Genomic DNA, 22,139 nt, shown 5'->3' with positions numbered 1-22,139 from the left:
CGTCTACGTATTCCGCAGGTCTCCCGAGGCCGTTAGACTCGGCGGGTCATGAAATTTCTCACCGTTCAGCGCGCCCTTTATTGCGCGTTCCGTTCCGTCGCGAGGTTGGTCCCGCTCGCGCTCGCCGTGCTTCCGTTGCTCGCCCAGCAAAACTGGCAGTGGGCGAATTCTCTCCCGGCCTCCATCGCGTGGAAGGACGCGGCTTACGGCCACGGTCTTTACGTCGTTGTCGGTGCGGACGGCACCATCGCCACCAGTCCGGACACCGTTACCTGGACGATTCGACGCATGAGCACAGCCAACGTGGTGCTCAACTCGATCGATTACGGAGACGGTTTGTTTGTCGCCGTGGGCATGGGCACGCCGGACGCGTCGGGTGCCGGCCTCGTGATGACGAGTGCCGACGGCATCAACTGGACCATCAACTCCACAGTCGCAGCCTCCTACAACGCGCAATATCACACTGTCGTGCATGGCGACGGACTCTGGGTCTTGGGCGGCGGCGCCGCCGCTCGCGCCCGTGTCCTGACCAGTCCCGACGGCCTGACGTGGTCGCCGCTTGCTGCCGACACCGTGATCATCCCGGAAGGCAGCGCCTACGGCAATGGCCGCTTCGTGGTGGCCGGCAGCGGCAACTCCGTTATCACGAGCGCGGACGGTGCCACGTGGACGCAAATCGCCGTCGCAGGCAGCATCGGCAATTCGGCGCCTTACATTTCGGATGTCGCCTTCAACGGCACTATGTTCATCGCCGTCGGCCGCGACAACAATTTCAACGCGGTCGCCTACACGTCGACGGATGGCACGTCATGGACCATTGCCAACGCGCTCGCGGGTGGCGGAGGCGGCGTGGGACTCATCTCCGTATGCGCTTCGCCGACCGCCGTGGTGGGCGCCGGCGGCAAACTCGTCTTTTCCAGCCCGGACGGCGTTTCCTGGACAAAACAAACCTCCGCCCTTCCCAATTCCGCCCGCCAGCTCGGCGCGCAATTCGAAGGCGTCTCCTGGACGGCCTGCGCCAACAACGTTTTTTTCGTTTTCGGCTCCTACGGCTCCATCACCACGTCGCTCGATGGCGTGACTTGGACACGGCAGTCGACCGGCACGATCAACGACCTAAGCGGCCTCATCTTCGACGGCACACAATTCGTCGCGTCGGGCGCCGGGGGTACGATCCTCACCAGTCCCGATGGCGCGACGTGGACCCAAATCAACACCGGCACCACCGCCAACTTCGGCCGCCTGACCTATAACGGCACGCGTTACGTCACCGCTGACTACGCCGGTATCTATCACAGCTCCGACCTCACCACCTGGACCAATGTCAGCGGAACCCAGTATGAGCGCTACAAAGACGTCGCCTGCGGCAACGGCAAATTTGTCGCCGCCTACGACGCCACTGCCCTCGGCGCGCGCACCAGCGTCGATGGCGTCACGTGGAGTGCCGCCGTCGGCATCGCCTCTTCCGGCGGCAACACCGTCGGCCTGGTCTTCGGCGGCGACAAATTCGTGCTCGCCATGCTGGGCTACGGTTCCACCGCGCCTAAACTCTTCACCAGCGCCGACGGCATTGCATGGTCCAACACCACGCCGACCGGCATGACCGCCAGCCCGGAGTCCATCGCTTACGGCAACAACCGCTTCGTCATCCTGAACAGTGATCGGCAATCCGTCACAAGCCCGGACGGAACCAACTGGACCATCAACGCGCTGCCGACGACTTTTGCGCTGAGTAGCGTTAAGTTTGTCGGGCATCAGTTCATCGCGCGCAGCGCCGGCTATGGCGCCGCCGCCTACAGCAGCGCAGACGGCGTGACCTGGACACCTGTCGAAAACTCGTTTGCTCCGAATTCTCTCATCGAACGCACGGTCGCCCACGACTCGGTCGTCGTCGGCATCGGCTCTGCCGGCACCATTCTGCGGGGCGACCTCCTCGTCGTTGCCGCGCCGCCAAGTTACCTTTCCAATCTTTCCGTTCGCGCCGCGACCACCGCGGCGCAGACACTGATCGTCGGCTTCGTCGTCGACGGCGGCGCCAAGCCCATCCTCGTCCGCGCCGCCGGCCCGGCCCTTGCGCAATTCGGTGTCGCCGGCGTGAGCGACCCGAACGTGACGCTCTTCGACGGTAGCACGGTGGTGACTTCCAACGACAACTGGGATCCCTCGCTCGCCTCAACCTTCGCGAGTCTCGGTGCCTTTGCCTTCGACGCCGGCAGCAAGGACGCGGCGTTTTTGCAGCCGGTCAGCGGCCCCCACACGGCGCAAGCGACCGCCACCGACACCGGTTCCGTGCTCGTAGAAGCTTACGACGCCGGCCCGGACGATGGTCGCAAGATGGTTAATCTCTCCACGCGTTTCCGTGTGGGCACGGGCAACGATATTCTCATTGCCGGTTTCGTGCTCGGCGGCGCCGGGCCTCGCCAACTCCTGATCCGCGCTGTCGGCCCCACGCTCACCACCTTCGGCGTCGCCGGCGCCCTCGCCGATCCGCAACTCTCGGTCTACGATGGCGGCTCGCCGATCGCTGCCAATGATGACTGGGATCCCTCCCTCGCCAGTTCGTTCACCACGGTGGGTGCCTTCGACCTTCCGCACGCGAGCAAAGACGCCGCGGTGTTGCTCACGCTGCAACCCGGCAACGCCTACACCGTGCAGGTTTCCGGCGTCGGCGGCACCACCGGAGAAGCGCTCGTCGAGATTTACGCGATGCCATGAACGTGCGCGTCGCGCCCGCCCGCTCGGGCGCGACGCTGCATCATCTACGCACGTGTGCGTATTTTCGGGGCGAGCCAGTTGCCTTAAATTTCGGCCCCATGCACCTCCTCGCTCGTTCGCTTGGCTTGCTTCTCGCCCTCGCCGCGGTCTCCGCGTTTGCCCAGACACCCACGTTCACCGTCGTCAACACCGGCCTCGACGCGACATTTGGCAATGCCGGCAAAGCGGTCCTTGATCCTCAAGCCGTCGGATTTGTCGGCGTCGCCTATGGCAACGGCCTCTTCGTTGCAGTCTGCGCGTCGACCAAGGAAACCGTCATCCGTTGGGCGACGAGCCCGGACGGCACCACCTGGACCGGGCGAAGTCAGGCGCTTCCTGACAGCACGCTCGTCACCTTCCAGACCTCGAAGGTTCACTACCTTAACGGAAAATTCATTTTCTTCACGGGCTTCGGCGACACCCTTGGCGGCGTGGCCGGCACTACGTGGTGCTACTCAAGTGCCGACGGCCTGACGTGGACGGCGAACAAAGTCACCGATGGTCGGATCAACGTGCAGGAGTTCGATGCCAGCCCGACGCTGTATGTCGCCGCCGCCAGCAACGGCGCTCAAGTCGCTTCGACCGATCTCGTCACGTGGGTGTCTCGTCCCGTCGTGGCCAACGCGGTCGGCTTCGACCATCTCGATCTCGCCTATTCCAACGGAAAATTCTTCTCCAGTATCAATGGCTTCGGCGGCACGACTTATTCCAGTTCGGACGCCGAAACATGGACGGCGCTTTCCAGCCTGACGGTGCCGGGCGGCAGCCGCGTGGAGGCCGGCAACGGCATCCTCGTGGCCTCGGCGAACGGCTTCCAATACCGGAGCGCCGACGGGGTCGCCTTCACCAAACTCACGACCACTGCGCCGACCGGCTGGTTTCCGCCCGGAGGCACGCCGCGCTTCACGAGTGCAGGATTTGTCGCCCAATCCGTCGATCTCTCCACCGGCAAGAGCGGTTACATGGTTTCGGCTGACGGCGCGAGTTGGACGCCCGTCGGATATCTGCCCGCCAATCCGACGCCCCAGTCCGGCTTTTTGGTCCGCAGTTATCTCCCCTACGATATCGCCTACGGTAACGGCACATACGTGCTCGTCGGTCAGGATAACTCTCAAGCGGCGTTCAGTATTCAAAACCTCCCTTTGGTCCTGACCGTCACGGGCGCCGCCGCGCCGGCACCCGCGGTCATCACCACGCAGCCGCAATCTCAGTCGGTCGTCGCCGGCGGCACGGCGGTCTTCACTGTCGTCGCAACCGGAGGGACCAGCTATCAGTGGAAACTCAACAACGTGGCCCTCACGGGCGCGACCAGCGCGACGTTGATGGTGCACAATGCCACTTCCGCCAACGCCGGCTCCTACACCGTCGATATTGCCAACGACGTGGGCACCACGACGAGTTCGGCCGTCACCCTCACGCTCGTCGATGCCTCGAGTGCCGGGCACATCGTGAACGTATCCATCCGCGGCTTTTGCGGCACGGCCGACCAGGCGCTCATCGTCGGCACCGTCGTGGGCGGACCGGGTGCCAAACCGACGTTGGTGCGCGCCGCCGGCCCCACTCTCGGTGACTACGGCGTATCCGGCGCCCTCGCCGATCCTCAATTGCGCCTGGCCGTGCAAGCGACCGGCGCGACGATCGCGGAAAACGACAATTGGGCGGGCGATGCCGATATCGTTCAGCTCAGCGCTCGAGTCGGTGCCTTCCCGTTCGCGAATGTCACCAGCAAAGACGCCGCGCTTTATGCTCCCGCTCTCGAACCTGCACCCTATTCGATCGTGGTTACCGGTGTCGCGGGCGGCACGGGCCCTCTTTTGGCGGAAGTATACGATGCGCAGGAAATCACCGCCTACAATGCTACGTCAGGCCGGTTGATCAACGTCTCGGGTCGGGGCTACGTCGGTAGCGGCAGCGATATCATGATCGCTGGTTTCGTTGTCCGCGGGGCGACCAGCCTGAGGGTTCTCGTGCGCGGCGTAGGTCCGACTCTTGGTTCCTACGGCGTTGCCGGTACGCTCGCTGATCCTACGCTGACGCTCTTTGCGAACGGCAACGCGACCGCCATCGCCGCGAACAACGATTGGGAAACCAACGACGGCCCCGCGATCGCGACCACTTCGAGCACGGTTGGCGCCTTCCCGCTCGTGGCCGGATCGAAGGATGCCGCCTTCATTCTCACGTTGGAACCCGGCGCTTATACCGTGCAACTCGCCGGCGCCGATGCCACGACGGGCGTCGGGCTCATCGAAGTCTACGAAATTCCGTAACCCTTCTTTTTCGCGGCACCGATCAAACGAAAAGCCCCGGGGCCGGCTTGCGGCTCCGGGGCTTTTTCGGCCACAGATGGCTGGCGCTTTCAGGGAGCCACGCCGGTGTCGGCGGCGGGCGTTTGCTGCTGAAAGACCAGCTTGTCGCCTTCGCGCGAAACGGTCACGGGCTCGCCGTCTTTGACGTCGCCGCGCAAGATCGCTTCCGCCAACGGATCCTCGAGATATTGCTCGACCGCGCGGCGCAAGGGACGCGCGCCGTATTTCTCGTCGTAGCCTTTCTCGATCAGAAGCGCCTTCGCTTCCGCCGTAAACTCGAGCGTGATCTTCCGTTCCGACAGCCGTTTCGAGAAATTCGCGGTTTCGAGCTCCACGATTTTCACGAGATCATCCCGCGTGAGCGGATGGAAGAAGATGATGTCGGAAATGCGGTTGAGGAACTCGGGCTTGAACACCCGCTTCGACTCTTCCAGCACCTTCTCCCGCATCTTCTCCGAATCATTGATGTTCGTAGATGCCGCCGCAAATCCCATCGACGTCTGCCGCTGCAGCAAATGCGCGCCTACGTTCGACGTCATGATGATGATCGTATTCCGGAAATCGACCGTGCGCCCGAGGGAATCCGTGAGGCGGCCGTCTTCCAAAATTTGCAACAGCAGTTGAATGACGTCGGGATGGGCCTTTTCGACTTCGTCGAAGAGCACCACGGCATACGGCTTGCGCCGCACGGCCTCGGTGAGCTGCCCACCCTCTTCGTAGCCGACGTAGCCCGGAGGCGAGCCGACCAAACGCGAGACGGCGAACTTCTCCATGTATTCCGACATGTCGATCTGGATGATCGCCTCTTGGTTGCCGAACATCTGCGCGGCGAGTTGCTTCGCGAGCATCGTTTTGCCAACGCCCGTGGGCCCGACGAACATGAACGAGCCAATCGGCCGCCGAGGATCCTTGAGGTCCGCCCGGGAACGACGGAGCGCGCGCGCAATCGCACTGGCCGCCGCGTCCTGACCGATCACGGTCTTTTGCAGCTCCTTTTCCAGGGCGAGCAGCTTCTCGCTGTCCTTCTTCTCCATCCGGTTCAGCGGGATGCCGGTCCAATCGGCGACGACCTGCATCATCAGCTCGTCGTCGATCTCCACCCGCTTTTCATCGCGAGCTTTCTTCCACGACTCCGTGATCTCCTCCTGTTTGGCGCGCAACTGCTTCTCATGGTCGCGGAATTTCGCCGCTTCCTCGAAGCGTTGGGCAGCGATCGCCTGCTCTTTCTGAGCGCAGACTTCGTCGATTTCCTTCACCATGTTTTCCACATCCGGCGGACGGGTCAGCGCGGCGATGCGTGCGCGGGAACCGGCCTCGTCCATGACGTCGATGGCCTTGTCGGGCAAAAACCGTCCGGTGATGTAGCGATCCGACAACTTCGCCGCCGCCTCGATGGCGCGGTCGCTGAAGGTCGCCTTGTGGTGATCTTCGTATTTGCTCCGGATTCCCTTCAAAATCGTGATCGTGTCTTCGACTGACGGCGGTTCGACCTTCACGCTTTGGAAGCGGCGGTCGAGCGCCGAATCCTTCTCAATGTATTTCCGGTATTCGTTGAGCGTCGTCGCGCCCACGCATTGCAACTCACCGCGCGAAAGCGCCGGCTTGAAGATGTTGGACGCATCCATCGCGCCTTCCGCGGCGCCTGCACCGACGATCGTGTGCATCTCGTCGATGAACAGGATGACATTTTTCGCGCGTTTGATCTCGTCCATCACTGCTTTGATCCGCTCTTCGAACTGACCGCGGTATTTGGTGCCCGCCACCATGAGGGCGAGGTCGAGCGTGATGACCTTTTTCTCAAACAGGATCTCGGGGACGTTGCCGGCCACGATTTCCTGCGCGAGTCCTTCGACGATGGCCGTCTTGCCCACGCCGGCTTCACCGATCAGCACGGGATTGTTCTTGGTCCGCCGGCAGAGAATCTGGATGACACGGCGAATCTCGTTTTTGCGACCCACGACCGGATCCATCTCGCCCTTGCGCGCGAGTTCAGTGAGGTCGCGGCCGAACGCTTTCAACGCCGGTGTCTTGACCTCTTTTTTGTCCTCGCCGCCGCCGCCGCCGCTGCGGACCGGACCGTTGCCCGCCGCCGATTCCTCGCCGCCGCCACCGCCTTCACCGGCGGAAAACTGAGGATCGAGTTCACGCAAAATTTCGTTGCGGGTGCGTTCGATGTCGATGTCGAGCGACTTGAGCACGCGCGCGGCCACTCCTTCGCCTTCGCGCAATAAGCCGAGCAAAATGTGCTCTGTGCCGACGTAGGAATGGTTGAGCGCCTTCGCCTCCTTGCCGGCGAGCGCGAGCACCTTTTTCACGCGGGGTGTGTAAGGGATGCTGCCGGCGGGTTTGCTTTCCTGCCCCGTGCCGACCTGCTTCTCGACGGCTGAACGCACCGTCTCCAAGTCGAGACCCATTTTCTGGAGCACGCTCACGGCGACGCCCTGACCGAGCTTGATCAAGCCCAGCAGCAGATGTTCGGTGCCCACGTAGTTGTGGTGAAACCGGTCGGCCTCTTTCCGCGCCAGCGCGAGCACCTGCTGCGCCCGCGGGGTGAAATTATTCATCGGTTCTTGTGACATGAAATGGTAAAGGGGTTAATTGTTGCCGTTGCGTGAAGGAGAGAACTCGGGCCGGCCGAAATTTGCAAATTCGGTGCGGAGGCGCGCGGCCCGCAAAAGGTCGCGCTGGCTCGGGTCACATTCGCCGCGTTGGGCATGCTGCAAATGCCCGGGCTGCGCCTCGATGAGGAGGCGGTCGATAATCGAACGTTGCTCCGCAGGGAACACGCCCAAGTCGGCACCCAGGCGCACGAGCGACAACAAGTTCATCGCTTCACTCGAACTGAGCATGTGGCTGTTTTGCAGAATGCCGTAGGCGCGGCCGATCTTGTCGAACAGCTTGCCGGCGTCGGACTCGATCAACTTTTCGCGGGCGTTGACTTCGTGATCGATGATCGACTGCAGCACACTGCCGAGGCGTTTGATGATCTCTTCCTCCGCCTCACCGAGCGTCGTCTGATTGGAGATTTGGAAAATGCTACCACTCGCATCCGAGCCTTCGCCGAACAAGCCGCGCACGACCATGCCGAGTTGGTTGACCGCCCGGACGACTTTCTCCATCTGCCCCGCAATCACCAGCGCCGGCAGGTGCATCATCGCGGAAGCGCGCATCGCCGTGCCGAGATTCGTGGGACACGCCGTCAGATACCCAAGCGTGGGCGAATAGGCGAAATCGAGCCGCTCCTCCAGATTGGAATCGAGATCGTTAATGGTATTCCACGCCCGCTTCAGTTGAAGTCCCGAGCGCAACACTTGAATCCGCAGGTGATCCTCTTCGTTGATCATCACCGCGACCGCTTGATCCCGGCTGACCACGAGGCCGGCGCCGGATTTGGCGCCGCTTAGCTCGCGACTGATCAAATGCCGTTCCACCAGAATCTGGCGTTCAAGATCTGAGAGATCAGCGAGCGCCACGTTGAGGCCGCGGCGCATCGCCGGTGCGCTCGCGACGGCCGCGCGGCAGGTTTCGAGGATCGCCGCCTTGTCTTGCTCGTTGGCCCAGCCGGGGAACGAACGGCGGTCGAGGTTGCGAGCCAAACGCACGCGCGTCATCAAGACGATCGCCGTCTTGCTCCCCGCTGAATCGGTGAGCTCGGACGGACTGTCGATGAGCGTGGCAATATCCATGGCGTTAGCGCGACGGCTTGGTCGCGACGGACTGTTTGACTTGGTTGATTTCATCGCGGCAGCGCGCTGCATCCTCGTAACGCTCAGACTTGATCGCATCGCTGAGATCGACCTCCAGTTTCGTCAGGCGGTCGTAAAGTGATTTCCGTTCGAGTGCCCGTTGCGGCACTTTGCCGGTGTGCACGGTGCCCTTGTGCATGTTGTCGAGCATTGGCTCGAGAATGCCTTTGAATGTCTCGTAGCACGCGGGACAGCCGAAACGGCCATGCTTCTTAAAATCCGTTTGCGTGAAACCGCATTGCTCACACCGCACGCCGGTCGTCGCGGCCTCGGGATTGAGGGAAGCTTTTAACAGCAAATCAGCCAGCGAGAACCCGCTGGGGTCAGTGACGCCCTTCGCCTGCGCACACGCTTCGCACAGGTCGATCTTGTGCACTTTGTTGTTCACGATCTGCGTGAGGTGCACGGTCGCCGGTTTCGAGCAAAGATCACATTTCAGCGGGTTGGCCATAGTTTGAGCGTCAGAAGTTCTGTGCAGTTAACATGCCATGGTGCCGCCGGGGTGGCAAGAGGCGGGACCTTCAATTGCTGCGCCAATGCGCATCCAGTGTGACACCGCGTGCGGGCAAAGGTGTCGCACCGAACACACTCGCGAGAGTGACCGGGCAAACGTCAAATGCGCGTGCCTTCAACCAGCACACGCCGACGAAACGACGCCAGCACCTGCTGCGTGATGGGCCCCGGTTTCCCCGTGCCGATCTCCCGGCCATCGAGCTTGACCACGGGTATCACTTCCGCGCCCGATCCCGTGAGAAACGATTCGTCGGCGCACCAGATATCATACCGCGTCACGTTTGCCTCGCGCATCGGGACGCCCAGCTCTTTCGCGATGTCGAAGATCGTCCCACGCGTGATGCCCTTGAGGGCTCCTTGCGAAGCCGACGGCGTGATGATCTCACCTTTGTGGACGAGAAAGACATTGTCCGCCGTGCACTCCGCCACATAGCCCTGATCGTTCAACATAATCGCCTCCAACGCGCCGAACTGCTTCGCCTCGATCTTGCCGAGGATGTTGTTCATGTAGTTGAGCGACTTGATCGTGGGCGGCAGTGCCGCCGGATTGATGCGGCGAGTCGGCACCGTCACGATGGCGAGACCATTGTCGTAGTATTCCTGCGGATAGAGGGAAATCTTGCTCGCGATGATGAATAACGACGGCTTCGGGCACAGCCACGGCGCGAGGCCGAGGTCGCCCACACCGCGCGTCACGACCAAGCGAATATACGCGTCCTTCAATCCGTTTTGGCGGCACGTCTCGCACGTCGCTGCGCTCAAATCCGCCCGCGACAGCGGCAATTTCAAGAGGATGGCTTTCGCGGAATACTCGAGCCGCTCCAGGTGCTCTTCGAGTCGGAAAACGTTCCCGCCATACAGCCGGATGCCTTCGAACACCCCGTCGCCGTAGAGCAATCCATGGTCGAAAACGGAGATCTTCGCCTCTGCTTCGTCCACGAATTTGCCATCCAGGTAAATTTTCATTTCCCCAGACTACGGGGAGCCCGAAAACTTTGTCCAGTCTGCGGCGGCCTTTCTGCCTTGTGTCCACGAAGTTCTTTCCCGCACTCTGCCGCGCCCTACCTCATGCAGAAACTGTCCCGTTACCCCCGGGGTTTTACGTTGATCGAGTTGCTGACTGTGATCGCGATCATCGGCATCCTCGCCGCCATCATCATCCCGACCGTCGGCACTGTCCGCGACAAAGCGCAACGCGCCGTCGACGCCAATAATCTCCGCGAGATCGCCAAGGCCGCGATGATTTATGCGGCTGACAACAACGATCGCCTGCCCGACCCGAACAGCTCTCCGGCCCCGTCCATCACCGGCGAGAAAGTCTACGTCTGGGCCGGTCTGCTCGCCAAGTCGGGCGCATTGACCGACGGTTCACTTTATTTTTCCAAAACCGACCCGAAAAGCGACGGCACCATTCCCGCGCTCGTGCTGGACGGCGCTGACTCGTCGAAAAACACCCTCAACGCCGACTTCACCGCCAAGACACCCAGCATCGAGATGGTCGGCGGCCTGAAAATGAGCGACCCCGCAACCACGCCTGTCGCCTTCACCCGCGGCCTCGCAACCGATGGCAAATGGGACAACAACTCCGACGGCAACGGCACCTCGGTTTACGGCGAAATCGGCGGCTACATCGCCTTTTTGGGTGGCAATGTTCAGTTTTACCAAGACCTCGGCGCGACCGCCGCCACCGGCAAACTCACCCAAGGCAACGGCAAGTTGACCAACAACATTCTCCAAGCGATTCCCCGCACCTCCACGCAACGCGTTTACGGCAAAGGCGGCACGATCGGCACCAGCGCGGGCACCCCACCCGTCGCCCCCAACTAGACGGCCTTCCTTCTTCATCGTTCTGCGCCCAGCCCACCTGCTGGGCTTTTTTGTTTTCCCTCCGGCACTCGCGCCACTTATTGCTTTCCGACTACACCCATGACAGCCGCCGGGCCTTCCTCGCCTTTGACCTACGTGGTCGGACATCGCAACCCCGATGCCGACGCGATCTGCTCCGCCATTGCCTACGCCGCCTACAAAACGGCGTGCGGCGAACACGGTTACGTGCCGGCGCGGTGCGGCAACTCCAACGCGCGCATCGATACGATTCTCTCGCGGTTTCACCACCCGCTGCCGCTCTACCTGAGCGACGTCTCCCCGCGCGTTCACGATTTGATGACGACCGAAGTCGTCTCCGTGCCGCCGACCGCCACCTGCGCGGAAGCCTTGGAGTTCATCGATCGCTTTGACCTGCGCGTGCTGCCCGTCGTCGATGAAAATCGTCGTCTCGCGGGCACAGTCTCGGTGTTCACGCTGGGGCACTTCTTTCTTCCCAAGGTTAATGAGCCAAAGCTCATGCGGAAAGTGCATACGAGCCTGGCCGACTTGGCGCGCGCGCTGCGCGCCCGCGTGCTGCACATGGTCGAGGAAAACCGCACCGAAGACCTCTTCGTTCGCATCGGCGCCATGGACATAACGTCGTTCTGGCGCATTTCGCAGGCCGAAGGCATTCCGCCCGGTCAGTCCGCGATTATCGTCGGCGACCGCGTGGACATTCAGAACAAGTCCATGGACATCGGCGTGCGGTTGCTCGTCATCACCGGCAACCTGCCCGTCTCCGACGAAGTCGTCGCCCGGGCCCGCGCTTGCGGCGTCAGCCTCATCGTTAGTCCGTATGATTCGGCCACCACCGCGTGGGTGATTCGCACCGCGGGGCGAATCTCGAAACTGATGGATACCAACTTCACCATCGTCAGCCCCGACACCCGCATCGCCGACATGCGGAAGAAACTCGCCGTCTCCTCCGCCCCGGCTTACATGGTCCTCGCCGACGACGGCCGGCTCCTCGGCGTGCTGTCCAAATCGGATATTCTTCGCCCCGTTCCCACCCGCCTCGTTCTCGTCGATCACAACGAGCTCACGCAGGCGGTTCCCGGCGCCGACGAAGTTATGATCACCGAGATCATCGATCACCACCGTCTCGGACCGCTCGCGACGCCCCAGCCAATCTTGTTTCTCAACGAACCGATCGGTTCAACGAGCACCATCGTCGCCGGGCTCTTCCGCTCATCCGGTCACACACCGGATCCCGACCTCGCCGGCCTCATGATGTCGGGCATTATTTCCGACACGCTCCTGCTCCAAAGTCCCACGTCTACGTCCAAGGACGCCCAGCTGCTGGACTGGTTGTCTTCGATCGCACAGGTGCAACCCAAGGAACTGGCCGAACTCATCTTCAGCTCGGGCTCGGTGATTCTGGCCAGCGCTCCCGCGAAGGTCGTGCGGTCCGATTTCAAGATCTACGAAGAGGACGGTGTGCAGTTCTCCGTCTCCCAAGTCGAAGAACTCGGATTTAATAACTTTTGGGCCAACGCGAAAAATCTCGCCGAAGCACTGACCGAACTCACGCACAGCGAGAATCTCGCCTTTGCCTGCCTGTTGGTCACCGACATCAACACCCAAAACTCGCTCATGTTGGTGAAGGGCGACCCTGAAGTCATCCGCCGCATCTCCTATTCGCACGTGGAGCAGGACCGGGTGTTCGATCTGCCGGGAGTCGTGAGCAGAAAGAAGCAACTCATTCCCTACCTCACGAGTTTGCTGAAGGAAATGACTGCGGAAGGCGTGCTGCCCTCGCCCGCCCGCAACCGCCACGGTTAACGCAGCATCCTTCCGCGCGCGGCTGCAACGGAGCGTTGCATCGCGCTGCCCCGAGCTGCATCGTTTTCCGCTATGACCGTCGAGCCCACTGAATCTGGCCCCACGCCTGGCGCGCCCAGCGATTTTATTCGCGACATCGTTGCCCAGCACGTCGCGGAGAAGCGCTACTCGAAGATTGTCACGCGGTTTCCGCCCGAGCCCAACGGATACCTCCATCTCGGCCACGCCCGGTCCATCTGTCTGAATTTCGGTATCGCCCGCGAAAACGACGGCCAGTGCAACCTGCGCTTCGACGACACCAACCCGGTCAAAGAAGACATCGAATACGTCGACGCCATCGTTGCTGACATCCAGTGGCTCATCGCCGGTTGGGCTGACCATTGTCTTGGTTTTAAACCCAAAGGCGCCCACCCCGCGCGCATCACCACGGATGGCCGCCCCGACTATTTGCTGGCCGCGGTTCCTCCCGGGCCCGGCACCGAAGCGTTTTTCGCGTCAGACTATTTTGAGCAACTGTTCGAATACGCGGTCACCTTGATCGAGAAAGGCCGCGCCTATGTTTGCGACCTCACCCCCGAGGAAACCGATCAGTATCGCGGTGCCCCTGATCAGCCCGGGCGCGACAGCCCGTGGCGCAACCGCTCCGTGGCGGAAAATCTCGACCTGTTCCGCCGGATGCGCGCCGGAGAATTCCCCAATGGCGCCCGTTCCTTGCGCGCCAAAATCGACATGGCCTCGCCGAATGTCTGGTTGCGCGATCCCCTGCTTTACCGCATTCGCCACATCCCGCATCATCATGCCGGCGACAAGTGGTGCATCTATCCGCTTTACGATTATGCGCACTGCCTGAGCGACTACCTCGAAGGCATTACACACAGCTTTTGCTCCCTCGAATTCGTCGTCCACCGCCCGCTCTACGATTGGGTGCTCGAGAGTCTCGACCTGCCCCGGCCGCTGCCGCACCAATACGAATTTGGCAAGCTCCTCCCGAGCTTTACCATCATGAGCAAACGCAACCTCCTCCGCCTCGTGCAGGAGAAATTTGTGCGGGGCTGGGATGATCCGCGTCTGCCCACGCTCACCGGTCTCCGCCGCCGCGGTGTCACCGCCGCCTCGCTCCGCCGCTTCGTGATCGGCACCGGTGTCACGACTTACCAAGGCATCGTCGATCTCGCGCTTTTCGAGCACGTCGTGCGCGACGATTTGAATCAATCCGCCATCCGCCGCTTCGGCGTGCTGCGTCCCATCAAGCTCGTGCTCACGAACCTCGCTGCCGATGAGGTGATCGAATGCGAGGCCGTCAACGACCCGCAATCCGCCGCGCCTTCCTCGCGGAAGATGGCGCTCACGCGCGAAGTATTCATCGAAAGCGACGATTTCGCCGAAATTCCACCGCCGAAATATTTCCGCCTGAAGCCCGGCGGTGAGGTCCGGCTCAAATACGCCTGCCTCATCAAATGCGAGGAAGTCGTGAAAGACGCCACCGGCCAGCTCGTCGAATTGCGCTGCACCGCCGATCTCACCACCCGAGCCGGCGGCCCCAACGCAGACCGCAAAGTCAAAGGCACCATCCATTGGGTGAGCGCCACGCAAGCCGTCGACGCGGAAGTGCGGCTCTACGACCGCCTTTTCACGGTTCCCGAGCCAGCGTCGGAGCCCGACTTTACCACGGTCTTGAATCCGCACTCCCTCGAAATTGTGACGGCAAAACTGGAGCCCGCCCTCGCCACTGCCACGCCCGACGAGCGTTATCAATTCGAGCGCCTCGGCTATTTCACGGTGGACGCCAAAGACTCGCAGCCAGGCAAACTGGTCTTCAACCGCACCCTGACGCTGAAAGACACATCGGCCAAACCGGCCGTGCAAAAGAGCTAATCGCGCGAAATTCGCGAGAGTCGCTTCGAATCCATCCGCCAGCCCGGCGCATCCTTGGTCGCACGCGTTCCGACGACGGGTGCGAAATCCCACGTTGAGCTTCCGCCTTTCTGCGGCTGGCAGGCGCAAGAGGCCTCGGCGCGCGGCATCGAGCGCCGCGTAGGCCTAATACCAACCTGAGCTTCACGTCCGCGCTCAACGTCGCAGTCGAGGCGAGCAACGCCTCCACAGGCGGCGCCACAGCCTAAGGCTGCGACGTTGGACACCCCAAAAAAAGATGCCGCCGAAAACGAGTTCTCCGCTTACGCAGACTTACCGATGCCGTGCGCCCGAAAACCGATCGCCGTCAACTTTGCCAGGTCGAGGATATTTCGGCCGTCGAAGATGAACGCGGGTTTCGCCATCGCTTCGTGGATCTTTCCGTAATCGAGCGTCTTGAACTCATCCCACTCGGTGACGATCGCAATCGCGTGCGCGCCTTTCGCAGCCTCGTAGGCGCTCTGCGCGACACTTAACCGCTCCTCCGGCAACTCCTGGGCACCTTCCTTTTTCGCTCCGCCCAGCACGTCGCGCCGGATTTCATCCGCCGGCACTTTAGGATCATACACCACCACCCGGGCGTGCTCCGAAAGCAGATCGCGACAGATATTGATCGCCGCGGATTCGCGCGTGTCGTTGGTGTCCTTCTTGAACGCAAAACCCAGCACCGCGATTTTCTTGTCGGCCACCGTGTTGAAAAGTGCGCGCACGATCCGACCGGCGAACCGGTGTTTCTGCCAGTCGTTCATCTTGACGACACTTTCCCAATACGAAGCCACCTCGGGCAGTCCGAAGTGCTCGCACAGGTAGACGAGGTTCAGGATATCTTTTTGAAAGCAGGAGCCACCGAAGCCGACGCTCGCCTTCAAAAACTTCGAGCCGATCCGGCTATCCTTTCCGATCGCATTAGCCACTTCATCAACATCCGCGCCGGTCGCCTCACATAACGCGGAGATCGAGTTGATCGAGGAGATGCGCTGCGCCAGAAACGCGTTGGCCACCAATTTTGAGAGCTCCGACGACCACAGATTAGTTGTGATGATCCGCTCGCGAGGCACCCAGCGTGCGTAAACATCGACGAGCTTTTGCACCGCCGCGTCGCCGTCCGGCACACGCTCGCCGCCAATCAAGACGCGATCCGGGCTGATGAGATCCGCCACCGCCGTGCCCTCTGCCAGGAACTCCGGATTGGACAACACCTGAAACTTCGCTCCCCGCGTGTTGGCGGCGAGGATGTCTTTGATCGTCTCCGCCGTTTTCACCGGAATGGTGGACTTTTCGACGATGATCTTGGGACCGTCCGCCACCTCGGCGATGGTGCGCGCCACGGACTCGATAAATCGGAGGTCGGCCGCGCGTCCGCTCCCCACTCCGTAGGTTTTAGTCGGCGTGTTCACCGCCACGAAAATGATGTCAGAGTCTTTGATGGCACCGCGCACGTCGGTGGAAAAATGCAGGTTTCTCCCGCGGGCTTCGCGCACCACTTCATCAAGTCCCGGCTCGTAGATGGGCAGCGTGTCGGAATTCCACGCCGCGATCCGCGCCGCGTTCATATCCACCACCGTCACGGTGATGTCCGGCGCCTTGAGCGCGATCATGGCCATGGTCGGGCCGCCTACGTAACCTGCGCCAATGCAACAAATTTTCATATCTCAGTAAGGGATTTGTGTTCGGTGAAGTTGAAAAAACCAAGGCCGATTTTCTGGCGCGTGCATGAAGGAATCACGACGCAAAAAAAACGTGGGCGAATCGCCCACGTTCGTTTCCTTGCTCCCACTGACCCGTCAAGCGGGCGTCGGTGCCGGACTGGACCCGGGAAGCGTATCGGCTGCCGCATTCTTCTCCGGCGGACGCTTTTCGACCGGCTTGGTGTCCTGCTTCGTGAGCGGATCGCGAAAAACCGGCGTCTGGATATTTCCGTGCTGGAGAATCTCCAAGACGTGTTTGCCCTCGATCGTCTCGAATTCGATCAACGCATTCGCGATCTTCTCCAACGCGTCGCGCCGTTCGGTGATGATCTGCGTGGCGCGCTGATATTGCTCATCGATGATGCGCCGAATTTCCTCGTCGATCCGACGCGCAGTCTCCTCCGAATATTTCTCGTTCCGCGTGATTTCCCGCCCGAGAAACACGGTGTCGTGGTTGTCTCCGTAAGCGATCGGGCCCAACGGGCTCATGCCCCAATCGCACACCATGTGACGCGCGATTTTCGTCACCTGCTTGATGTCGCCCGCGGCCCCGCTCGAGATGTCGCCCAGCACCGTTTCCTCGGCGATCCGGCCGCCCAAACCCATGGCGATTTGATTCAACATCCGTTGTTTCGCGTGGGTAAGCACATCCTTTTTCGGGATAAACATCGTGCTGCCAAGGCTGCGCCCGCGCGGGATGATTGTTACTTTGTGGACTGGCAGATAGCCGTCATCGAGCACCCCCTGTACCAAGGCATGTCCCGCCTCGTGAAACGCCGTCAGTTTCTTCTCCTCGTCGTCCATCAAACGACGGCGTTCGCGACCAAACTGCACTTTCTCGCGGGCATCATCCACATCGATCATCTCAACCTTCTTTTTATTGCGCCGCGCGGCGAGCAGCGCCGCTTCGTTTAACAAATTGGCGAGTTCGGCACCGGAGAGGCCCGGCGTCCCGCGTGCGATGATCGAGAGTTCGACATTCTCCGCCAACGAGATCTTCCGCGCGTGAACGCGAAGAATCTGTTCCCGCCCCACCAAATCCGGCAGGTCCACGTAAATCTGGCGGTCGAAGCGCCCCGGGCGCAGCAGCGCACTGTCGAGCACATCCGGCCGGTTCGTCGCGGCAATGATGATCACGCCCTCGGTGGTGTCGAAGCCATCCATCTCAACCAGGAGGGAATTCAACGTCTGCTCGCGTTCGTCGTTGCCGCCGCCGAGGCCCGCACCGCGCTGACGGCCCACCGCATCGATTTCATCGATGAAGATGAGACAGGGCGCATTCTTACGGCCCTGCTCAAACATGTCGCGCACGCGGCTGGCGCCCACGCCGACAAACATTTCGACGAAATCCGATCCGCTGATCGAGAAGAACGGCACCTCCGCCTCCCCGGCCACGGCTTTCGCCAGCAACGTCTTACCGGTGCCCGGAGGCCCGACCATCAGAATGCCTTTCGGAATCCGGCCGCCCATCTTGGTGAACTTCTTCGGGTCCTTCAGAAATTCGACGACCTCGGCCACTTCTTCCTTCGCTTCGTCGCAACCCGCCACGTCAGCAAAAGTCACTTTGTCACGATCGCGCGTGAGTAGTTTGGCGCGGCTTTTGCCGAAGCTCAATGCCCCGCGGCCCGCCTGCTTGAGCTGCCGCACAAAGAGAAAATACAGCAGTCCGATAATGATCAGGAAAGGCACCACCTGCGCCGCGATTTGCGTGAGCAGCGTCGTCGCCGGTTGCTCCGCGAACACCTGCGCCTTCTGCAAACGCTCCATGTTTGAATCCGTCAGCCGCCCCGCCGCGCGAAACTGTTTCGTCATCGTGCTGCTGCCCGGGGCTTCCGGGATCGACTCCTTCAACTCGCCGGTGACAACCGCCCAGTCGCGCCCGCCGCTCGCGTCCGGTCGGATCACGCCTTCCTTGATTTTGCCGCCTTCAGCGAGCTCGACCACCTGCTGAATCTTCAGCGTCGCCGGCGACGTCATCCGCCCGGGCGTCCAATACAGCAGCGCCATGGCCGCGACGAAAATCGCGAACCAGATAAATAGCACTTTCGGCTGAAAACGATCTGGCGGCAGATTCTTTAAAGGCCGACGCTTCTTCTTGTTGTCCACTTCAGGCATTTGAGGATTAAACTAAGTGTTTTCGACTGAGCCGCCAAGCTGGATGTTCCCCGAGTAATGTCAATCGGGCCGCCGCGATAACGCCGCGCACGCTTTAGCGTTGGGCCTTAACGACCTTGCGGCGTTCGATGCACAGTAAGCCACGGCGGATCACTGCGAATACATCGCGTCCCACGCTGTGGCGCGCCGCCCCCCCACGCTCGATCGCCTGCAATAACGCGTCCACCGCCTGACGCGAAAGCGCTCGCACAAGCTGGTGCTGCGCCAGCCACCGGGCCAACGCGCGGCGCTTGACCGCCCGCGGGCACCCGGCGATCGCGGCCAGCCGCAGCGCGCCCGCCGGAGTGAACAGCGGCAGCCTCTCCGTCCACTCTTCCAACGCCGCATCGTCCTCTTCGATCAACTCCCGCGCGAGCGCCGCCCCTTGAAGGACATTGCGCCCGGCGACAGCTTCGCTCCACGCCGGCACCACGCTGCGCCGGATCCGATTTCTTAGAAACGTCGCGCGTGCATTCGATGCATCTTCGCGCCACGGAATGTTGGCCCCCGTTAGCGCCTGCGTGATTTCTGCTTTGCTCAACGTCAACAACGGTCGGAGGTGCACGCGCCTTCGGGAAATCGCCTGCACCGGGCGCGGCGCCGCCAAGCCTGCGGTTCCGCTGCCGCGCGCCAGGCGCATCAAGAGTGTCTCTGCAATATCGTCCTGCTGGTGGCCGAACCAGATTGCGCTCTCTTTCTGCCGCTCGAGGACCTGATCGAAAAACGCCATTCGCGCCGCGCGCGCCGTGGCTTCACTCACTTTCAACGGCCGCTCGTCCCATCGGCCCATTTTCAAGGCCAACCCGAGCCCGTGACAGACCTCGGCGCAAAACCGTGCGTCCATCATCGATGAACGTCCGCGCAACCGGTGATCAAAATGCACAACGCGAAGTCTGCGCCGCTGCTCGGGCCAAAGGCCCCACAGCAGCAGCAGCACACTCAGCGAGTCGGCGCCGCCCGAAAGCGCCACCGTCCAGGGCGTCGCCCGATTTCTCGGGTGCACAGCCCACGCGACTACCCGCGGGTGCAGCCGCTCGCGCGGTAACACCTCCGCCAGTCGGACCGCGGCCGACGGCCAGTCGATGAGGCGCCGCGCCATGCGTCTTTACCTACGCAAACCGCAACGTCTCTTTGCCGAAATACGGCACGAGCGCCGCCGGGATGCGTACCGTGCCATCCGGCTGGAGATTATTTTCCAGCAACGCCGCCACAATGCGCGGCACCGCCAGCCCCGAGCCGTTCAACGTGTGCACCAGCTCCGGTTTCCCACTCTCCTTGCTGCGAAACCGGATCTGCGCCCGCCGCGCCTGAAACGTCTCGAAATTGCTGCAACTGGAGACTTCCAGCCACCGCTTCTGCCCGCCCGCCCAGACTTCCAAATCGTATTTTTTCGCCTGCGCAAAACCCAGATCGCCACCGCACATCAGCAGCACGCGATAAGGCAGTTCGAGTTTTTGGATCAACCGCTCGGCATCTTCCCGCAGTTTGTCGAGTTCGACGTAACTCGACTCCGGATGGACCCACTTGAGCAGCTCCACCTTGTCGAATTGATGCACCCGATTCAGTCCGCGCACATCCTTGCCGTAGCTCCCCGCCTCGCGGCGGAAACACGGCGTGTAAGCGCACCGATAGACCGGCAGCGCCTCTTCGTCCAAAATCTCGTCGCGGAAAAAATTCGTGAGCGGCACCTCCGCCGTCGGCACGGCGAAGAGCCGGTCGGTCGTCTCATACATCTGGCCTTCCTTGTCAGGCAACTGCCCGGTCGCCGTGGCACTCGCTTCATTCACGAAGATCGGCGGCGCCACCTCCACGTAACCCGCCCGCGTGTCCTCCTCCAAAAAAAATTGCAACAGCGCCCGCACCAACCGCGCCCCATCGCCGATGAAGAACGGGAAACCTGCCCCCGTCACCTTGGCGCCACGCGCAAAATCGAAAAGCCGCTCGAACCCCGGAATCTCCCAATGCGGACGCGCCGCGGGATACGCCGCATCCTGAGCGCCGTGCAAGGCATAGACCACGTTCTCCTCCGGCGTGCGCCCTTCCGGCACCGAGCTGTGCGGCAGGTTGGGCAGCGAAAGCAATGCCTCGCGCCATTTCTCCTCCAACTCCTTCAGCTTCGCGTCGCCTTCCTTCGCGCGGGCGGCGACGGTTTTCATCTCCTGCACCTTCGCGATGAATTCGGGCGACCCTTTCGGCAGCGCCGCCATTTCTGCATTCGCGGCCTTCTGTTGGGCGCGCAAATGCTCCACCTCGATCAAACGCGTGCGCCACGCAGTATCGACGGCGAGGACCGCATCGAGATCGATATCGAGGTGCTTTTTGGCGATGGCGGCGCGGACGATGTCCGGCGAATCGCGGAGAAGTTTGGGATCGAGCATGGGAAAATTATTCGCTGCGGCGGCCTCGCGAGCCTTTGCCTTCGAGTTTCTGCAAACGCGCGAAGACATCCTTCGCCGTCAGTAATTTCAACGCGCCGACCGGCGCCTGAATCACATGATTCGTCGGCGCGTCCGGCGGAAACGGGCCATAGAGCCGCGGGTCGGTCGGCCCAAATATCGCCAGCGTGCGCACGCCCAACGCCGCCGCCAGATGCATCGGTCCGCTGTCATTGGAAATGACCCAATCCGCGCTCTTCACCAACGCAGGCAGCGACAGCAGGCTCGTGTTGCCGGTCAGATTCAGGAACTGCGCGGCGGGAAATGCCCCGCGATCCGCGACGACATTGCTCCCCGCCCACACGACCTTGCGGTTGCGGTCGGAGCGCAACACCATCTCCGTGAGTTGCTTGAACCCATGCCAGCATTTCTCCGCGCGCCGGCTGTCCGGAAACATCAGCACCGGCTTCCCGCCGCTCCGCCCTTCGACGAACTTCAGATTCAACCCTTCCGGCGCACGAAATTTCAATGTGCCCCGCAATTCCGGCTTTGCCCCCAGCACGCCGCAAAACTGCAGCAAGATCTCCAGCGCGTGGCTCTTCCGCCCATTCGGCGGCAACGGCACTTTCTCGTCGTAAAACAAACTCGACCACTCCCGCGCGTCGGTGCGGCCGACTTTCTTTTTCGCGATCGTCCGCGAGGTCATCAAACCCGTGCGCAGCAACCCTTGCAGATCAAAAACGTAATCGAATTTCGTTCGCCGCACCTCCCGCATCAGGCGCAAAAACCCTTTCGTGCCGCCGCTGCGCTCGAAGACAAAAACTTCATCCACCGCTTCGCACGCCCGCACCAACGGCGCGAAGATGTCGCGCACGATCCACGAAATGCGCAAATCGTCACGCTGCGCCTTCAACGACGTCGCGACTTGCAGCGCCTGGACGATGTCGCCCAGCGAGGAAGGTTTGATGATGAGCAGTTCGATCATTGTAAGCCCGCGCGCCGCAGAATCTGCTTTTAACCACGCGAGCCTCTCGTTTCATG

General features: G+C 61.7%; 14 protein-coding genes. 5 read left to right on the top strand and 9 right to left on the bottom strand.

Annotated features, from left to right (window positions below):
• Positions 1–48 precede the first annotated feature (48 nt).
• The gene (locus tag K0B96_RS07340; RefSeq protein ID WP_220165568.1) at positions 49–2,715 is read left to right on the top strand and encodes a DUF6242 domain-containing protein; all 2,667 of its coding nucleotides are present in this window, start codon (positions 49–51) and stop codon (positions 2,713–2,715) included.
• A gap of 98 nt (positions 2,716–2,813) precedes the next feature.
• Positions 2,814–5,021, top strand: a complete 2,208-nt coding sequence (locus K0B96_RS07335) for an immunoglobulin domain-containing protein (RefSeq protein ID WP_220165567.1) — start codon at positions 2,814–2,816, stop codon at positions 5,019–5,021.
• Between the two features lie 89 nt (positions 5,022–5,110).
• Here the strand turns inward: K0B96_RS07335 and K0B96_RS07330 are convergent, their stop codons facing one another.
• From K0B96_RS07330 to ilvE, 4 genes are all read right to left on the bottom strand, one after another.
• Positions 5,111–7,639, bottom strand: a complete 2,529-nt coding sequence (locus K0B96_RS07330; protein ID WP_220165565.1) for an ATP-dependent Clp protease ATP-binding subunit — start codon at positions 7,637–7,639, stop codon at positions 5,111–5,113.
• A gap of 15 nt (positions 7,640–7,654) precedes the next feature.
• Positions 7,655–8,746: a protein arginine kinase gene (locus K0B96_RS07325; protein WP_220165563.1), complete on the bottom strand. Its 1,092-nt coding sequence runs from the start codon at positions 8,744–8,746 to the stop codon at positions 7,655–7,657.
• Positions 8,747–8,750: 4 nt separating this feature from the next.
• The gene (locus K0B96_RS07320) at positions 8,751–9,257 is read right to left on the bottom strand and encodes a UvrB/UvrC motif-containing protein (protein ID WP_220165561.1); all 507 of its coding nucleotides are present in this window, start codon (positions 9,255–9,257) and stop codon (positions 8,751–8,753) included.
• Positions 9,258–9,418: 161 nt separating this feature from the next.
• Positions 9,419–10,285 carry a branched-chain-amino-acid transaminase gene (gene ilvE, locus K0B96_RS07315; RefSeq protein ID WP_220165559.1) on the bottom strand — a complete coding sequence of 289 codons (867 nt, stop codon included), beginning with the start codon at positions 10,283–10,285 and terminating at the stop codon, positions 9,419–9,421.
• Between the two features lie 102 nt (positions 10,286–10,387).
• Between ilvE and K0B96_RS07310 the strand changes: the two genes are divergently transcribed.
• The 3 genes from K0B96_RS07310 to glnS all read left to right on the top strand — a co-directional run bounded on the left by K0B96_RS07310 (position 10,388) and on the right by glnS (position 14,842).
• Positions 10,388–11,146, top strand: a complete 759-nt coding sequence (locus K0B96_RS07310; RefSeq protein ID WP_220165557.1) for a type II secretion system protein — start codon at positions 10,388–10,390, stop codon at positions 11,144–11,146.
• A 99-nt stretch (positions 11,147–11,245) separates the two neighbouring features.
• Positions 11,246–12,967, top strand: coding sequence for a putative manganese-dependent inorganic diphosphatase (locus tag K0B96_RS07305; protein WP_220165555.1), 1,722 nt, complete (start codon positions 11,246–11,248; stop codon positions 12,965–12,967).
• Positions 12,968–13,039: 72 nt separating this feature from the next.
• Positions 13,040–14,842 (top strand): glutamine--tRNA ligase, encoded by a 1,803-nt coding sequence (gene glnS, locus K0B96_RS07300; RefSeq protein ID WP_220165553.1) that lies wholly within the window; start codon positions 13,040–13,042, stop codon positions 14,840–14,842.
• A gap of 302 nt (positions 14,843–15,144) precedes the next feature.
• Here glnS and K0B96_RS07295 read toward each other — a convergent pair whose 3' ends face one another.
• From K0B96_RS07295 to K0B96_RS07275, 5 genes are all read right to left on the bottom strand, one after another.
• Complete coding sequence (locus K0B96_RS07295) at positions 15,145–16,530, bottom strand: UDP-glucose 6-dehydrogenase (protein WP_220165551.1); 1,386 nt, start codon at positions 16,528–16,530, stop codon at positions 15,145–15,147.
• Between the two features lie 135 nt (positions 16,531–16,665).
• The gene (ftsH, locus tag K0B96_RS07290) at positions 16,666–18,684 is read right to left on the bottom strand and encodes an ATP-dependent zinc metalloprotease FtsH (RefSeq protein ID WP_220165549.1); all 2,019 of its coding nucleotides are present in this window, start codon (positions 18,682–18,684) and stop codon (positions 16,666–16,668) included.
• A gap of 94 nt (positions 18,685–18,778) precedes the next feature.
• Positions 18,779–19,822: a tRNA lysidine(34) synthetase TilS gene (gene tilS, locus K0B96_RS07285; protein ID WP_220165547.1), complete on the bottom strand. Its 1,044-nt coding sequence runs from the start codon at positions 19,820–19,822 to the stop codon at positions 18,779–18,781.
• 10 nt (positions 19,823–19,832) lie between these two features.
• Positions 19,833–21,101, bottom strand: a complete 1,269-nt coding sequence (gene serS, locus K0B96_RS07280; RefSeq protein ID WP_220165545.1) for a serine--tRNA ligase — start codon at positions 21,099–21,101, stop codon at positions 19,833–19,835.
• 7 nt (positions 21,102–21,108) lie between these two features.
• On the bottom strand, positions 21,109–22,083 hold the full coding sequence (locus tag K0B96_RS07275; protein WP_220165543.1) for a glycosyltransferase family 9 protein: 975 nt from the start codon (positions 22,081–22,083) through the stop codon (positions 21,109–21,111).
• Positions 22,084–22,139 lie beyond the last annotated feature (56 nt).

This window comes from Horticoccus luteus (assembly GCF_019464535.1).
Classification (GTDB): domain Bacteria; phylum Verrucomicrobiota; class Verrucomicrobiia; order Opitutales; family Opitutaceae; genus Horticoccus; species Horticoccus luteus.
This window is presented reverse-complemented; position numbering and strand designations above follow the sequence as displayed.

Bases quoted from the DNA above. Each gene is read 5' to 3' on its own strand.
- K0B96_RS07340 (WP_220165568.1), top strand. From the start codon at position 49: ATGAAATTTCTCACCGTTCAGCGCGCCCTTTATTGCGCGTTCCGTTCC.
- K0B96_RS07335 (WP_220165567.1), top strand. From the start codon at position 2,814: ATGCACCTCCTCGCTCGTTCGCTTGGCTTGCTTCTCGCCCTCGCCGCG.
- K0B96_RS07330 (WP_220165565.1), bottom strand. From the start codon at position 7,639: ATGTCACAAGAACCGATGAATAATTTCACCCCGCGGGCGCAGCAGGTG.
- K0B96_RS07325 (WP_220165563.1), bottom strand. From the start codon at position 8,746: ATGGATATTGCCACGCTCATCGACAGTCCGTCCGAGCTCACCGATTCA.
- K0B96_RS07320 (WP_220165561.1), bottom strand. From the start codon at position 9,257: ATGGCCAACCCGCTGAAATGTGATCTTTGCTCGAAACCGGCGACCGTG.
- ilvE (WP_220165559.1), bottom strand. From the start codon at position 10,285: ATGAAAATTTACCTGGATGGCAAATTCGTGGACGAAGCAGAGGCGAAG.
- K0B96_RS07310 (WP_220165557.1), top strand. From the start codon at position 10,388: ATGCAGAAACTGTCCCGTTACCCCCGGGGTTTTACGTTGATCGAGTTG.
- K0B96_RS07305 (WP_220165555.1), top strand. From the start codon at position 11,246: ATGACAGCCGCCGGGCCTTCCTCGCCTTTGACCTACGTGGTCGGACAT.
- glnS (WP_220165553.1), top strand. From the start codon at position 13,040: ATGACCGTCGAGCCCACTGAATCTGGCCCCACGCCTGGCGCGCCCAGC.
- K0B96_RS07295 (WP_220165551.1), bottom strand. From the start codon at position 16,530: ATGAAAATTTGTTGCATTGGCGCAGGTTACGTAGGCGGCCCGACCATG.
- ftsH (WP_220165549.1), bottom strand. From the start codon at position 18,684: ATGCCTGAAGTGGACAACAAGAAGAAGCGTCGGCCTTTAAAGAATCTG.
- tilS (WP_220165547.1), bottom strand. From the start codon at position 19,822: ATGGCGCGGCGCCTCATCGACTGGCCGTCGGCCGCGGTCCGACTGGCG.
- serS (WP_220165545.1), bottom strand. From the start codon at position 21,101: ATGCTCGATCCCAAACTTCTCCGCGATTCGCCGGACATCGTCCGCGCC.
- K0B96_RS07275 (WP_220165543.1), bottom strand. From the start codon at position 22,083: ATGATCGAACTGCTCATCATCAAACCTTCCTCGCTGGGCGACATCGTC.